Genomic DNA, 15,053 nt, shown 5'->3' on the forward strand with positions numbered 1-15,053 from the left:
CTGACCGGCCCCGGCCGCGTCACCCGGGGCCATGGCGCAATTGGTAGCGCACCTGCTTTGCAAGCAGGGGGTTGGGGGTTCGAGTCCCCCTGGCTCCACATCAGATGACCTGGTCCGATGCGTTCGGACCAGGTCATCTTCTTTGCGTTCAAGGAGCGGAGTCTGTCTATCGTTCCCGGATCCTGTGGCTGACTGGGCATCTTTGGGGGTCGGTCGTTCGTCGGCGTCGGCGGCTGTCGGGACGTTCCGGAAGACGTCGTCCATGACGTTCGCTGCTGACTGGATGACAGGTCTGAGCTCGTGGCGGTAGACGTCCTCGGTGAAAGCGGATGCCGAAGTGACCCATGAGGCATGAGATCTTTTCGATGGGGACTCTCTGACCCGGCCGACGCCTACGCACTGTACGCGGCCGAGGGCACCGGAGTCGCCCGTCATCCTTCGACTCGCGCCTTCGGTCCGTGACTCGCTTTCACCCGGCCGATCCCAGGTGTCATCTCGGTCATTGTCGGCGCTTATCGGTAGCCTCTGGATGTCCGGCGATGAGGTCGGCAGTTGACATGAGCAAGCAGGTGACGCTTGGGTAAAGCGACCCGGAACTGGACGACGACCCAGGACCGCGATCGGCAGATCTACGAGATGCGCCAAGCAGGCGCCACGCTCGACGAAGTGGGGCAAGAGTTCGGCCTCACCCGCGAGCGTGTCCGGCAGATCGTCAGCAACATGGGTGGAGTCGACCGCGCAGCTGTGCGGGCTGCGCGCTTCACCGAGCGGGAGGGGCGCGATCAGCGGGTTCGAGACCGCGTGTTCTCCGTCGTCGCGACCGGACTTGCCCGCTCGACGGCAGAGGTCGCCATCATGTCGGACGTCGACGAGGAAACCGTGCGACGGATCGGCGGGAAGGAACTCTCCGCGTACCTCGGCGTGACAAAGCGGGGCTCGGTCCGATGGACGGAGGACGACGTCATCTCTGCTCTCGGCACCGCCGCGACATACGAGTGGCCGCTGTCCCGCAACGCGTACCAGGAGCTGATCGACGAGGGCGAGATCCACGGTCCGAGCGCAGCCCGGATCGAGCAGCTCTATGGCTGGGCGGCTGCATGCGAGCTTGCCGGAGTTGAAAGCTCGCGGCGCAGGCGGCGGGACTACCAGTCGTCGTGGACGGACGATGACCTCTGGCACTTCGCACGGACCTACGTCGAGCACAGCGGGCCCACGGCGTCGTTCCACGGGTACGACACCTGGCGTACCGAGCACGCGCCAGGAGCACCATCGAGCGGCGTTCTCCGCGGACGGCTCGGAGGGTGGAACGAGACTCGCCGCACCATCTTGATCGAGAGGGAAGCCATGAGTTCCGAAGCGCTCACCGGCAAGGAAGCCTTGCTCATCGACGGGCAGCTCGTGGCGCGGATGGATGACGAGAGTCGTTCTCGCATCTGGAAGTCCGTGATCAGCATCCTCGAACGTGGACCCCAGCGCACCGGCGTCGGCGGACAGACAGGGCTCGCGCTCGGTTACGTCCAGTCGGGCAAGACGACGTCCATCACCGCGCTCATCGCGGCGGCCGCCGATCAGGGCTACCAGATCATCGTCGCCGTGCTCGGAGGGACGAACCTCCTCCTGGATCAGAACAAGAACCGACTCGAGTCCGCGCTCGGCACACAGTCCCGCAAGGACTACCGATGGGTCACTGAGACGAACCCCTCCGGGATTGCAACCGCCAAGCGGATCGGCGACAGGGTCGATAACGGTCGCGCGGTCCTGATACCTGTGCTGAAGCACGCTGGTCGGCTGAACGCGCTCGCCGCTGTTCTCGACAACGTGCCCGGGATCGAGCAGGTGCCGGTGCTCATCATCGACGACGAGGCGGATCAGGCGTCGCTGAACACGAGCTCGGCGACGGAGAGCAAGACCTACGAGGCGATCCGGATCCTCCGCTCGCGCGTGCCAAAGCACCTCTACGTCCAGTACACGGCCACTCCGTACGCACCCCTCATGCTTGACGCGGACGACTTGCTGAGCCCGGACTTCGTCGAGTTCCTCGAGCCGGGCAGCGGGTACACCGGCGGACGAGAGTTCTTCGTCGAGTTCGCTGACCAGGTGATCCGCGACGTCCCGCTCCTCGACGAGCAGGCGCCCAAGACGCTGCCTCTCGAGCTCCCGCTGAGTCTCACGTCTGCGCTCGGGTCGTTCATCGCTGGTGCCGCCATGCTCGTCGAACGCCAGCCCGACGCCGCGCCGGTGAGCATGCTCGTTCACTCGACTCAACGAAACGACGTCCAGGAGCGGTACAGGTTCCTCATCGAACGTGAGCTCCGGAAGTGGCGCTCCGTCGCCGACAAGGCGGCGTCAATCCCCGACCTGCCTGACGCCGTGCAGAGGGAACGCGTCACGTTGACGGAACGCGGAGCCCCGGACCTCGACAACGGGTCATTCCTCGAGAAGGTCCGCTGGGTTCTGCGCGAGACGTCGCTCTGGCTCGTCAACTCGACGTCGGCTCTCAACAAGGTCGAGTGGAACGTCACTCCGGTCCACATCCTCATTGGCGGCAACAAGCTCGACCGCGGGTTCACCGTCGAGGGACTGACGGTCACCTACATGAACCGACCGCCGAGCGCCCAGGTAGACACGCTCGAACAACGGGCTCGTGCGTTCGGATACCGCCGGGACCAGCTGCCCTACTGCCAGTTCTTCGCGACGAAGCGAACCATCCGCTCGCTCCGCGACATCGTCTTCACGGAGTACGACCTGCGAGCCCAGCTGCAGGACCACGTCCACGCAGGCGGCACCGTCCATTCTTGGGCGCGGGACGTCGGACTCATGCTCCCCGACGGCATGAAGCCGACCCGCGACGCGGTTGTGAGCCAGCTCGACTACCAGGGCATGGGATGGACCTCGGTGCGGCTACCGCGTCTCACCCCCGAAGCGATCGCCACGAACAGATCGCTCACGGAGGCTATCGGTCTGCTGGACGCGCCCGCCATTGACTACGGACGTCTGTCTCTGCGCACGGTGCAACTCACGGTGGCCGATGTCGTCGCACGGCTCGTCTTGCCTTGGTCCGCCGACGACTACGGGCCGTCGTGGCGCCTCCGCGACGTGACTGATGCGCTGGAGAGACACCACAACCAGTCGCAGAGCGTTCCTGTCATCCTCATGGAAGACGACGGGCAGGCGCGGAAGCGCAAGTGGGACGTCGAGACGGGGTTCGTCAACCTCTTCCAAGGCCGTGACAACGTGCGGAACAACGGCGGACCGTCTTATCCCGGCGACCGCGTGATCGGTGGCATCGCCGATGATCCCGGCGCCCTCGTCGTCCAGATCCATCGGGTCGTTCGTCGTGATGACCCGACCAATGAGCTGCTCACGCTCGCCGTGCATCTCGGTGACCGCAAGATCGTCCGAAAGGGAACCCTCGCATGACTGATGGCCAGTCCGGAGTCCGATCCGGCGAGCTCGTGCACGTGCCGATCTCGGCCCTCCTGCTCGACCCCCACAACCCCCGGCTCCCTGCATCCCGTCAAGGTGGCGCGCAGGCGGACCTCGCGATCGACCTGGAACTCGGGTTCGATGCATTCGCTGTCGCGCAATCCATCGCTGACAACGGCTTCTTCGCGGCCGAGCCACTGATCGCCATCCGCGACGATGAGCCCGGCAGGTACATCGTCGTCGAGGGAAACCGCCGGCTGACCGCTCTACTCGGGCTGACCCACCCCGAGATTCGCGAGCAGTTCATCGAGCCGATCCGGTGGGAGGCGGTCGCCTCCAAGGCCGCGATGTCGCCCGATGTCGCTGTCCCGATCGTTGTCCACCAGAGCCGCGAAGCCACCCATGTCGAGGTGTCGCGCGCGCACGTCGTGGGCAAGCTCCAGTGGCGGCCCTACATGCAGGCGCGTTTCATAGCCGCACGTGTCGCCGAGGGCCGCACCATCAAGGAGGTTGCCGATCTGATCGGCATCACCAAGAGCAAGGCTGCCGATCTCTACCGTGACCAGGCGATCGTCAGCCAGGCGGCTTCCGTCGGTCTGAACACGGGCAACGTCGAAGGTGCCTTCTCGCTCTTGACCGTCGCGATGGGCAACACCAAGCTCCGCGATCACATCGGCGCGCCTCTGGGCTCCCGGCTCGAGCCCGGCGACGAGCCCGTGCCCGCCGGCAAGATCAACGAGCTCAAGGAGGTCATCTCCTGGGTCTTCGGCGACGAGGACGCAGAGCCGGTCATCACTGACTCGCGACAGATGAGCGCCCTCGGCAACGTCGTGTCCAGCGAGGTGGGCCTGTCCGCTCTCCGCTCCGGCAAGAGCCTCGAAGAGGCGAAGCAGCAGGTTCAGAGTGCGGGGATGGACCCGCGGGAGCGTCTCATCAGACGCATCACCGCGGCCACGAACGCACTCGGCGCGGCGAGCGACGACCTCGCGGAGTATGCCGCGGACAAGCAGGTCGTCGGACTCTTGTCGGACCTCGAGTCCCTCGTCGAGTCCATGCGGAACGTCGTCGACCAAGCGGCGATAGAGGCGCAGGAGTCGTGACGATTCGCGGCCGTGACCGGATCGCGGACTGGATCGAGACGATGCTGCTCGTCCGCGGTACGCGACCGCTCGGGCTCGATCCGCTGAACGCCTTCCTCGAGGCACGCCATGGGCTGGAGGCCCAGATGGTGAGCACTGGGGTCCGCGAGATGGCTCGACGGGAGGGGTTGCTTGGCGACAGGTATCCGTTCAGGGTCAACGAGTTCGCGGTCCGCGCGAACCCGGACGCTGCATCATCGTCGTACGTGACCGTTGCGCTGATGGCACCCGGCAACCCGGTGCGCGAGTACTTGGGTGCAGCGCCGGACGAGTCGATGGCGGTCATCTTCGAGAACGTCGTCGCGGAAGCAACCTCGCGGATCTGGGGCGACGCGGGTCACGCATTGCGGTTCGGGTGGCCCTCTGACATCGGCCGACCACCAGAGTTCGACCTAGCGATCCGTTGGCTCGCCCAGCAGATCGGCGTGGACGTCGGGCAGGGATACCGGCAGCCGCGCCGAAAGGACGGCGGCGTCGATGTCGTCGCATGGCGTCCGTTCCCTGACGGCCGCGCTGGGTTCCCGGTGGTGCTCGTGCAGTGCACCCTGCAAGAGAACCTCCTCGCAAAGGGCATGGATGTCGACACGCGGCTGTGGGGATCCTGGTTGGCGATGGACGTCGATCCCACGACCGCGCTGGCGACGCCGACCGCACTGGCAGCAGGAACGATCTGGAACGAGCTGGCTCTCAAGTACATGGTGCTCGACCGGATCAGGATCGTCGGTCTCGCGGCACCGTCCGTGACGGACGAGCTCGCACAGGGCTGGGTCACAGGGGCCATCAATGACCTGAAGGAACACATGGAAGAGGTAGGCGAGCTGTGAGGGTGCAGAAGAAGGACGTCGTCATCGAGATTGCCGACGCGCTCGGACGGGAGGCACCGAAGATGTCCACTGGGTCGACCGAGCCCCGCACGATCTTCGACATGGTCAACAAGGAGCTCGCGCTAGGTCTGTCGACTGAGCTGACGAAGCCCCAGATCGCGCAGGCGATCGTCGAGTCGACCGGCGAGGTCTGGGCACCGGACTTCGAGTCTCGCGGAGGGACCGTGACTCTTAAGGGCCTTCAGGCCGTCCGTGATGCGGTGAGGTTCTACGTCGACTAGCTGGGGCCAAGCAGCGCAGTCGTCGAGATCTGGCGGCACCCAGAGCATGACGGGCGCGACGAGACGCAAACATCGGTTGCGCACGGTTGAGTTTAGCTGAAGGTTCAGCTAAGCTCGGTTGTGAACACGCGCTGGCAGCTCGACTTGCTGTCCGATAGCGTACAGTTGTTCGAACGTACGTTCGAACACGTGCTGCGACTGGAGGCGATCAGGTGGCGACGACGAGCGGTGCCCCTTTCCGATATATCGACCTGTTCGCGGGCATCGGTGGTTTTGCGGCCGCGCTCGAAGCGTTCGGGGGCGAGTGTGTCTACTCCGTCGAGATCGACGAGGCGGCTGCCAAGGTCTACGAGCGCAACTGGGGTCACTCGCCTCTCGGAGACATCACCAAGGACGCCAACGACGGCGTGATGAACGTCCCGGCGCACGACCTTCTGGCCGCCGGCTTCCCGTGCCAGCCGTTCTCCAAGTCGGGCGCCCAGCGCGGCATGGAAGAGACCCGAGGCACGCTCTTCTGGAACATCCTCAAGATCATTGAGGCACACCACCCGACCGTCGTCCTCCTGGAGAACGTCAGGAACCTCGCCGGGCCGCGCCACAGGCACGAGTGGGAGCTGATCATCCAAACCCTGCGCGATGAGGGTTACCGCGTCTCTCACACGCCTACGGTCTTCTCCCCCCACCTGCTACCGCTCGAACGCGGCGGGCGCCCCCAGGTACGCGAGCGCGTGTTCATCACCGCCACCTACGACCCGGACGGCATCCTTGACGGCGTCGAGGCGCTCCCTGCCCTCCCCAACGTGACGCAGCGCGGCAAGGAGGAATGGGACCTGCTCCACGACCTGCCTGTCGACCTGACTCGCGACGTTCCCGGGACGGAGCTGTCGGCGCCCGAAGTCTCGTGGATCGACGCGTGGGACGACTTCGTCACCACGATGTGGACCGAGGTGCGGAAGGCACAGTCAGACGGCAAGCTGGCCACGCTCCCTGGGTTCCCGATCTGGGCCGACCACTGGGTCGAGTCCGAGGACCTCGCAGTCTGGATGGTCGGTGGCCGGTCTCCGTACCGTGCCGTCGACGTGCCCGACACCTGGGACGAGGTGCCGAGTTGGAAGAAGACCTTCCTCCTGAAGAACGCTGAGTTCTACACGCGGTACAAGGCACAGCTCGACAAGTGGGCCTCCCGTCACGACCTAGCTTCGTTCCCGGCGTCGCGCCGCAAACTTGAGTGGCAGGCCCAGCAGACGGCCTCGCTGTGGGACTGCGTGCTGCAGTTCCGCCCGTCGGGGATCCGGGCGAAGCGGCCGACTCACGTGCCGGCGCTCGTCGCAATCACACAGACGTCGATCATCGGACCTCTTCGCCGCCGTCTCTCAACGCGCGAGGCCGCGCGCCTCCAGGGCTTCCCGTACAACTTCGACTTCGGACCGCAGCCCGCGGCCGCGACGTACAAGCAGCTCGGGAACGGCGTGAACATCGGAGCTGTGTGGAACGTGCTGAGAGCGCACGCGGAGAACGACGCTCGGATTCTGCGGTCCACCGAACGTGGAGCGGCGCTGTTGAAGGCACTTGTCGATGACGCACCGAAGACGCCGGACGACCGCCTCGATGCGGTCGTTGCCCGCGGTCGCGCGAAGTTCGCGGAGTCGAGGCGGCTGGCGGCGTCCGCCTAGCTAGAGACCCACGCGCTTCCTATGCGCGATCAGCGCCTCCGTCGGGACACGATCGCTCGGATCGACGGGCTCTCGAACCTGGACCCCAACTAGTGGCTGGTACTCGCTGTCTGAAAGCCGCGGATGAAGGACGACCCGCCGGTCGTCGTCAAAGGCGAGGAGTCCGGTGTCGAAGAGCGTGTGCAAGTCAGCGCGGAGCAGGAGGCCGTTGCTGGTGGCGTACGCGCCACCCAGCCGATAAGGCACGACATGCGCGGCCTCCAGGACCTCGCCCACCCCACATGCAGTGACGGCGCAGCGCCCTTCGTAGGTAACCAGAAGGTGAGCTCGGAACTGTGGCTGCCCCTTGCGGATGAGGAGGGCTCGGATCGCTCGGTCATCGTCGTGTCGGTCTGGCGTCGTTGCATCGAACGGACGACCCGATTTGACGTGCGCCGGGCCCTGACCGTGCGCGCTCTGTCCGCGGGACACGGAATGCTGGAGTTCGCGCGCTCTTGCAGCCATGGACGCTGGCACGTCTGCCTCAAGCCCTTCGAGCAGCGCGATGAACGCCCTTTCTGTGATGTTCCCTCCCCCGCCGCTCCTCGTCTCTTTCGACGACATCGTCGAGGAATCCCACCTGCCGCGTACTCGCTCGACGAGGGCTGCCATCGTGCGGACCTTCTCGCCCTGGTAGGGCACGTCGATGGCCTCACCAACCGCTTCGAGCCACTCCTTCATGACAGTGCCTTGTCTGGACATCCATGGACCGCCCGCCCCCTCGATCGGCAAGATGCCCAGGTAGTCGGCGATGATCCTGGGATACTCGTCCTTCTTGACCCGATCTGCTGTCATGCCGCCATCCAAGCAGGCTCATGAGGCCCCCCGTTCGGCCCCTCGCCGCTTGCTCGCCGCGGTGTGACTTCGGACGGGGGATGCGGGCACTCTTCATCGCCTCGGCGCCTCGCGTCGAGACGGCACGATGGTGTCGTGACCTCCGAGCGGCCCGTCCCGCAACACGTCCCTGCACACCCGGGTTCCTCGTCCGTCGTAGTCTCGAGGCGAATGAGCGTCGCCAAGCGACGCGACACGGCCCCCGAAGTCGCGCTGCGCCGCGAGCTACACGCACGCGGGATGCGGTACCGCGTCGCATACCCGGTCCCAGGTCAGCGGAGGCGGACCATCGATGTCGCCTTCACACGAGCCAAGGTCGCCGTCTTCGTCGACGGCTGCTTCTGGCACGGCTGTCCCGAGCACGGCATGATGCCGCGGTCGAACGGCGACTGGTGGAAGACAAAGTTCGCCGCCAACCAAGCGCGCGACCGCGACACCGACCGCCTCCTCAGTGAGCTCGGTTGGGCGGTGGTGCGCGTGTGGGAGCACGAGCCACCCCATGCTGCGAGCGACCGCGTCGAGGCGGTCGTCAGTCAACGTTCGTCGAAGCGTGCTCACCAGTGAGCACCGCTTCCTTCGCCCGGTTCGCCACCGGGCTCTTCCGGTACGTGCGTTCACGAGGAGCGTCAAGCCCGCACTGGCAGCGGGGTTGGGGCGTGCGACGGCGGTCGGAAATCGGCTCCAGTCCGCCTGAGCGCGACCCCGTCCGGCCGCGGACGGGGTCTTCGTGCGTCCGGCCTAGGCGTCGGCGCGCTCGTGAGGTGTCCGCCCCTGGGGACGACGAGGGGCCCGTCCCTGCTGGGACGGGCCCCTCGTCGTCTGTCGCCGTCCGAGGACGGCGGGGTGGAGCGTCAGGCGTCGTCGGCCTCCTTGGCGGCGTCCTGCGCCGCGGACTCGGCGGCCTCGCGGGCCTTCTTGCCCGCGTCGCCCAGGTCGTCCTTGGCGTCCGCGGCGGCGTCCTTGACGTCCTCCGCCGTGTCCTTCACCGCGTCCTTCGCGCCGGCAGCGCCGCCACGGGTGGTGCTGCGCGCCCGGCTCGTCGCCTTCTTCGCCGCGTCCTTCGCGTCGGAGACGGCCTCGGTGACGCGGTCGGTCACGTCGTCGCGGACCTCGGCAGCGCGCTCGGCCAGTTTGTCCGTGGCCTCGCGGCCCTTCGCGACGGCGGCGCCCGCGGCCTCGCCGATCGACTCGGCGGCGTCCCCGACGGCGTGCTTGGCGTCGCCGACGACGTCGTCGAAGTGGACCTGCTGCTGCTCCTGCTCCCACGGCTCGGCCCAGGGGTCGGTCGTGGGCTGCGCGCGGCGGTAGAGCACGTAGCCCACGCCCGCGGCGGTCACGCCACCGGCGATCCACCAGAGCGTGCGGCCCTTGCCCTTCGAGGAGTCCGCCTCGGCGGCCTTGGCCGCCGCCTTGTCCGCGGCCGCGGCGAGCTTGGCGGCCGCCTTCTCCGCGGTCTTGTCGGCGTGCTTGGCGGCCTTCTTGCCGGCCTTGCCCGCGGACTTCTGCGCCTGCTTCGCGGCCTCCGCCGTCGCCTTCTTGGCCTGCTTCGCGAGCTTGCGCGCCTTCTTGCCCGACGCGGCGGCTGCCGCGGCCGTGGCGGCGGCGGTCGCCTCGGCCGCGTTGTCCGCGGCGCGCTGGGCGGAGTCTGCCGCGCTGGCGGCGGCGGCGTTGAAGCTCGCGACGATCTTCGGCAGCACGTCCTCCACGAGGCGGTCGTGCGCCGTGTCGATGGCGGGCGCGGCCTTGGTCGCGGCCTTCTCGACGCGCGGCGCGGCGGCCTGGATGCTGTCCTGCCACGCCTTCTCGACGCGCGGCTGGAGCCACTCGAGGAACGCCTCCACCTTGGGCGTGCCCCACTCCTTGGCGTGCACCGCGGCGTCCTTGGCCTGGTCCGCGAGCTGGGTCGCGGCGCTCTGCGCCGTCGCGGCGGCCTGCGCAGCCTGTTCCTTCAGCTTCTCGGTGTCGATCGACTCGAGCGTGTCCTTGACGGAGTCGCTCGCTGAGCGAGTACGGGTCATGCGTGCTCCCCGGGGTCGTCGTCCGACGGGACGAATGTGCGGATGCGATGCGTTTCCGCCCACTCTGCCACCACCCCGGCCACGCCGCGAGACATCGCCCCGGACGGGTCGGGCGCGGGTCTCGTGGGAAGATGGTGCCCATGTTCGCAACCCTCCACACGACCGCAGGTGACATCCGGATCGAGCTCCTGCCGAACCACGCCCCGAAGACGGTGGCGAACTTCGTCGGGCTCGCCCAGGGCACCACGACGTGGTCCGACCCCCGCACCGGGGCCGAGCGCACCGAGCCCTTCTACGACGGCCTGATCTTCCACCGCGTGATCCAGGACTTCATGATCCAGGGCGGCTGCCCGCTCGGGACCGGCACCGGCGGCCCCGGCTACACGTTCAACGACGAGATCCACCCCGAGCTCCAGTTCGACCGCCCGTACCTGCTGGCGATGGCGAACGCGGGCGTGCGCCGCAACCCGGTGACGGGCGAGGCCGAGGGCACCAACGGGTCCCAGTTCTTCATCTCGACGGTCCCCACGCCGTGGCTCAACGGCAAGCACACGATCTTCGGCGAGGTCGCGGACGACGAGTCCCGCGCCGTCGTCGACGCGATCAACGCGACGCCCACGCGTCCGGGCGACCGCCCGCAGGAGGACATCGTCATCACGTCCGTCACCATCGAGGACTGACCATCTCGGCGACACCTCCCGGGCCACCCGGCCCGCCGGCGTACGGGACGGCCGGACCGCACGACGGTCCCGCCGTCCCGCCGGTGTGCCCGCGGCACCCGGACCGCGTGTCGTACGTGCGCTGCCAGCGGTGCGGGCGCCCGGCGTGCCCCGAGTGCCAGCGACCGGCCGCGGTCGGCATCCAGTGCGTCGACTGCGTGCGCGACGCCGCCCGCCAGGCGCCGACGCAGCGCACCGCGCTGGGTGGGAAGGTGCGAGGCGGGCCGCCCGTCGTGACGTTCACGATCATCGGCCTGTGCGTCGTGAGCTGGCTCCTCCAGCTCGTCACGGGCGGCACGTGGACGAACATGCTCGCGTTCGCGCCCTGGGTCGGCGAGCTGCAGCCCTACCGCTTCCTCACGGCGGCGTTCCTGCACTCGACGAGCCCTGTCCACATCCTCTTCAACATGTACGCCCTGTGGATCACGGGCCCGTTCCTCGAGCAGCAGCTCGGCCGGCTGCGCTTCACGGCGCTCTACCTGCTCTCCGCGCTCGGCGGCTCCGTCGGCTACCTGCTCCTCGCAGGGGGGCCGACGTCGGAGGCCTGGTACCAGCCCGTCGTCGGCGCCTCGGGCGCGGTCTTCGGCCTCTTCGGGGCGATCCTGCTCGTCCTGCGCCGGACGGGCCGCAACGCGATGCAGATCGTCGTGCTCATCGGCATCAACTTCGCGATCGGGCTGTTCTTCCCCGGCATCGCGTGGCAGGCGCACCTGGGCGGTCTCGTGGTGGGGCTCGCGCTCGGCGCCGCCTATGCGTACGCGCCGCGCGAGCGTCGCACCCTCGTGTCCGTGGGGGCGACGGTCGTCGTCGTGGTGGCGCTGGTCGCCGCCTCCTGGCTCACCTACGCCGCCGCGGACCAGTTCGGCCACCTCGCCTGACGAGGCGGCCACAAGAGTTATCCCCAGGGTTACTCACAGGTGTGGAACTACACCGGTGTGAGGCCCGACGCGCCAAGGCGGGGCCCAGGCCCCGCCCGGCGCGCGGCTACTTCCAGCGCGTCGTGAGCGCGAAGCCCGCGATGATGAAGGCGAAGCCGACCCCGAGGTTCCACGCGCCGAGCGGCGGGACGGGGAGCTGCTTCGGACCGCTCAGGTAGAACAGCACGATCCAGGCGAGCCCGACGAGCATGAGCCCGAGCATCGTGGGCACGAGCCAGCGCGGGTTGCCCGTCTCGGGCTTCGGCACGCTCGGCGGACGCTGCGGCTTGGGCTTCTTGCGCGACTTCGACTCGGGCACGAGGGTGGGCTCCTGTCCTGGTGGGGCTCGCTGCGCCGGCGCCGAGACGCACCGCGGGAGCGGACGCCTGCCGTCGTCGTGCAGGAACCGTGCATGGGTCGGGCGAAGGTCGTCGACGGGCCGCGAGGCTCTGCCGGAGCACAGGTCCGTCACGATCGTGGACGACGTTCGTCGACTAGCGTAGTGGGCGCACACAATAGGCACGGACACCGCGCGCGGAGGACGTGCCGCGAGGTGTGCGCCGCACGACCTCAGCACGACGCCGACGCACGACGCAGACCCGGTCGACGACCTCGTCCGCCCCAGGAAGGAGACGGTCGCGTGAGCACCACGGACCCTGCCGCCACGGGCCCGGACGACCCCGCCGAGGGGCCGTCGTCCGCCCCGGGCGGCACGCCGCGCGCGCGTCGCGTCCGGTCCGCCGTGACGGTCGCGCTCGTCCTCGCGCTCGCCGGGGTCATGTTCACGGCGAACGCGCGCCTCGCGCGCGGCGACGAGTCCCGGCACCCGGAGAACCTCGCGCAGCTCGTGGACCGCGAGTCCGACCGCGTGGCCGACCTCGCGACGCAGGTCGACGCCCTGACGGCCGAGGTCGCTGGCCTGTCGCAGACCGGGGACGCGCCCGCCGGCGTCGACCCCGACCTCGCGGCGCGCACCGCCGTCGCCGCGGGGACGACGCCCGTCCAGGGTGCCGGCGTCTCCGTGACGCTCGACGACGCGCCCCCCGAGGGCAGCTACCCGGCGGGGATCCGCCCCGACGACCTCGTCGTGCACCAGCAGGACATCCAGTCCGTCGTCAACGCGCTGTGGGCGGGCGGTGCCGAGGCGATGACGCTCCAGGGGCAGCGCGTCACGGCGACGTCGGCGTTCCGCTGCGCGGGCAACATCCTGCTGCTGCACGGCCGCGTGTACTCCCCGCCCTACGTCGTCGAGGCCGTGGGCGACCCCGAGGCCCTGCGCGACGCGCTCGACCGCTCGCCGGGCGTCCAGGTGTACAAGGAGTACGTCGACGCGGTGAACCTCGGCTGGTCCGTCGAGGACGAGAGCGACATCGAGATGCCGGGCTACCAGGGGGCGCTCGAGCTCCGCTACGCGCGCCCGTCCGACGCGGTGGCGTCGTGACCGCGACGACCCCCGCACCGGCCCGCCACGCGGGGCACCGCGGCTCGGGTCGCGGTCCGGTGTCTGCCGTCGTGGGGGTGCTCGGCGAGCTGCTCATCACGCTGGGGATCCTGCTCGGCCTGTACGTCGTCTGGCAGCTCTGGTGGACGGACGTCCAGGCGGACCGCGTCCAGGCGCAGGTGCTCGAGGAGATCCAGGCGCCGACGCCGGACGCGGCGGACGTCGGTACGACGATCCTGCGTGACGACCCGCCCGTCCCCGCCGCGCCCGCGCTCGGCGAGGTGTGGGGCACGCTCTACGTGCCGCGCTGGGACGGCAAGATGATGCCGATCGCGGAAGGCACCGACAAGCGGTCGATCCTCGACCAGGCGATGGCCGGGCACTACCCCGAGACCGTCATGCCGGGCGCCGTCGGGAACTTCTCCCTCGCCGGGCACCGGCAGACGTACGGCAAGATCTTCCACGACGTCGAGGAGCTCGAGATCGGCGACCCGATCGTCGTCGAGGCCGACGGCACGTGGTACGTCTACCGCGTCGACCACATGCAGGCCGTGAAGCCCGACCAGGTCGAGGCGATCGCGCCCGTCCCGTGGCAGCCCGGCGTCGAGCCCACCGAGCGGTACCTCACGCTGACGACGTGCCACCCGATCGGCCTCAACTCGCTCGTCGCGCGGTACATCGTCAACGCGAAGTTCGACTACTGGATGCCCGTCGAGGACGGCACGCCGCCGGAGCTCGTCGGCCAGACCGCTCCCGCCGCCGAAGGAGGCTCGTGATGTACGGGGCGCTGTGGCGCGTGCTGCCCGGCCCGGCGTGGCTGCGGGTGCTGATCCTGCTCGTCCTCGCGGCCGCCGTCGTGCTCGCGTGCTTCGAGTGGCTGTTCCCGCTCGTGTCCGAGTACATGCCGTTCAACGACCCCAACATCCAGACCGACGCCGCCGGCGCAGCGTCCGTGGAGGCCCCGCGATGACCCACCCGACCCGCATCCTCGTCGTGGACAACTACGACTCGTTCGTCTACACGATCGTCGGCTACCTCGACCAGCTGGGCGCGCAGACCGTCGTCGTGCGCAACGACGCGGTGCCGGAGCCCGACGCCGAAGGGCGCTTCCGCGACGCGGACGGCACCGTGTTCGACGGCGTCCTCGTCTCCCCCGGGCCCGGCACGCCGAAGGAGGCCGGGCAGAGCGAGCACGTGATCCGCACGTGCGCCGCGTCGCGCACGCCGATGCTCGGCGTGTGCCTGGGCCACCAGGCCCTCGCCGAGGTATACGGCGCGACGGTCACGCACGCGCCCGAGCTCATGCACGGCAAGACGAGCCTCGTGGAGCACGAGGGCGAGGGCGTGCTCGCGGGCCTCCCCCACCCGTTCACCGCGACGCGGTACCACTCGCTCGCCGTCGTGAGCGACACCGTGCCCGCGGAGCTCGAGGTGACGGCGACGACCGCCGGGGGCGTCATCATGGGCCTCCAGCACAAGGACCTGCCGCTGCACGGGGTCCAGTTCCACCCGGAGTCCGTGCTCACCGAGGGTGGCCACCGCCTGCTCGCGAACTGGCTCGAGGCGTGCGGCCTGGAGGGCGCCGTCGAGCGCTCCGCGGGCATGGCCCCGCTCGTGCGCCAGTAGCGAGCACCGCGCGGCACCGGCCCCGGTCTGCCGCCCTCGGACGCCCCGCACGACGACGGGCCCTCACCTCCGTGGAGGTGAGGGCCCGTCGTCGTGGACGGCCCGGGGGCGGTGGG

Annotated in this window: 15 protein-coding genes and 1 tRNA gene; 13 read left to right on the forward strand and 3 right to left on the reverse strand. The window is 68.9% G+C overall.

Features of this window, described 5'->3' with window-relative positions:
* Positions 1–25: 25 nt before the first annotated feature.
* From RSE42_RS00060 to RSE42_RS00085, 6 genes are all read left to right on the forward strand, one after another.
* Positions 26–98 (forward strand) — tRNA-Ala (locus tag RSE42_RS00060).
* 478 nt (positions 99–576) lie between these two features.
* Positions 577–3,420, forward strand: coding sequence for a Z1 domain-containing protein (locus RSE42_RS00065; RefSeq protein ID WP_415297572.1), 2,844 nt, complete (start codon positions 577–579; stop codon positions 3,418–3,420).
* Positions 3,417–4,526, forward strand: coding sequence for a hypothetical protein (locus RSE42_RS00070; RefSeq protein WP_389300931.1), 1,110 nt, complete (start codon positions 3,417–3,419; stop codon positions 4,524–4,526). Before RSE42_RS00065 ends, RSE42_RS00070 begins: the two co-directional genes overlap by 4 nt.
* Positions 4,523–5,389, forward strand: coding sequence for a hypothetical protein (locus RSE42_RS00075; protein WP_415297573.1), 867 nt, complete (start codon positions 4,523–4,525; stop codon positions 5,387–5,389). The genes RSE42_RS00070 and RSE42_RS00075 overlap by 4 nt, the downstream gene beginning before the upstream one ends.
* Positions 5,390–5,391: 2 nt before the next feature.
* Positions 5,392–5,670, forward strand: a complete 279-nt coding sequence (locus RSE42_RS00080) for a hypothetical protein (RefSeq protein ID WP_043651527.1) — start codon at positions 5,392–5,394, stop codon at positions 5,668–5,670.
* A gap of 212 nt (positions 5,671–5,882) precedes the next feature.
* Positions 5,883–7,343 (forward strand): DNA cytosine methyltransferase, encoded by a 1,461-nt coding sequence (locus tag RSE42_RS00085; RefSeq protein WP_354804994.1) that lies wholly within the window; start codon positions 5,883–5,885, stop codon positions 7,341–7,343.
* On the opposite strand, the gene RSE42_RS00090 is transcribed toward RSE42_RS00085, so the two are convergent.
* Entirely contained in the window at positions 7,344–8,177 is an 834-nt protein-coding gene (locus RSE42_RS00090) for an HNH endonuclease (RefSeq protein ID WP_415297574.1), read from the reverse strand.
* Between the two features lie 210 nt (positions 8,178–8,387).
* Here RSE42_RS00090 and RSE42_RS00095 point away from each other — a divergent pair, with 210 nt between their 5' ends.
* On the forward strand, positions 8,388–8,780 hold the full coding sequence (locus tag RSE42_RS00095; RefSeq protein WP_354804997.1) for a very short patch repair endonuclease: 393 nt from the start codon (positions 8,388–8,390) through the stop codon (positions 8,778–8,780).
* 287 nt (positions 8,781–9,067) lie between these two features.
* On the opposite strand, the gene RSE42_RS00100 is transcribed toward RSE42_RS00095, so the two are convergent.
* Positions 9,068–10,234 carry a hypothetical protein gene (locus tag RSE42_RS00100; RefSeq protein WP_308821213.1) on the reverse strand — a complete coding sequence of 389 codons (1,167 nt, stop codon included), beginning with the start codon at positions 10,232–10,234 and terminating at the stop codon, positions 9,068–9,070.
* 140 nt (positions 10,235–10,374) lie between these two features.
* On the opposite strand from RSE42_RS00100, the gene RSE42_RS00105 reads away from it, so the two are divergent.
* A complete protein-coding gene (locus tag RSE42_RS00105) occupies positions 10,375–10,914 on the forward strand; it encodes a peptidylprolyl isomerase (RefSeq protein ID WP_021483785.1) in 540 nt (179 codons plus the stop codon).
* Positions 10,915–11,021: 107 nt separating this feature from the next.
* Complete coding sequence (locus tag RSE42_RS00110; RefSeq protein ID WP_241005661.1) at positions 11,022–11,831, forward strand: rhomboid family intramembrane serine protease; 810 nt, start codon at positions 11,022–11,024, stop codon at positions 11,829–11,831.
* 106 nt (positions 11,832–11,937) lie between these two features.
* Here the strand turns inward: RSE42_RS00110 and RSE42_RS00115 are convergent, their stop codons facing one another.
* Positions 11,938–12,189: a cell division protein CrgA gene (locus RSE42_RS00115; RefSeq protein WP_021483485.1), complete on the reverse strand. Its 252-nt coding sequence runs from the start codon at positions 12,187–12,189 to the stop codon at positions 11,938–11,940.
* 321 nt (positions 12,190–12,510) lie between these two features.
* Between RSE42_RS00115 and RSE42_RS00120 the strand changes: the two genes are divergently transcribed.
* The 4 genes from RSE42_RS00120 to RSE42_RS00135 are packed head-to-tail and all read left to right on the forward strand — an operon-like array spanning position 12,511 to position 14,937.
* Positions 12,511–13,311 (forward strand): DUF881 domain-containing protein, encoded by an 801-nt coding sequence (locus RSE42_RS00120; protein ID WP_251177172.1) that lies wholly within the window; start codon positions 12,511–12,513, stop codon positions 13,309–13,311.
* Positions 13,308–14,087 carry a class E sortase gene (locus tag RSE42_RS00125; protein ID WP_061268265.1) on the forward strand — a complete coding sequence of 260 codons (780 nt, stop codon included), beginning with the start codon at positions 13,308–13,310 and terminating at the stop codon, positions 14,085–14,087. Before RSE42_RS00120 ends, RSE42_RS00125 begins: the two co-directional genes overlap by 4 nt.
* A complete protein-coding gene (locus RSE42_RS00130; RefSeq protein ID WP_034650515.1) occupies positions 14,087–14,281 on the forward strand; it encodes a hypothetical protein in 195 nt (64 codons plus the stop codon). Before RSE42_RS00125 ends, RSE42_RS00130 begins: the two co-directional genes overlap by 1 nt.
* Positions 14,278–14,937 (forward strand): aminodeoxychorismate/anthranilate synthase component II, encoded by a 660-nt coding sequence (locus tag RSE42_RS00135; RefSeq protein ID WP_076404157.1) that lies wholly within the window; start codon positions 14,278–14,280, stop codon positions 14,935–14,937. Before RSE42_RS00130 ends, RSE42_RS00135 begins: the two co-directional genes overlap by 4 nt.
* Positions 14,938–15,053 lie beyond the last annotated feature (116 nt).

It is taken from the genome of Cellulosimicrobium sp. SJTW-1, from assembly GCF_047716875.1.
GTDB classification, from domain to species: domain Bacteria; phylum Actinomycetota; class Actinomycetes; order Actinomycetales; family Cellulomonadaceae; genus Cellulosimicrobium; species Cellulosimicrobium funkei.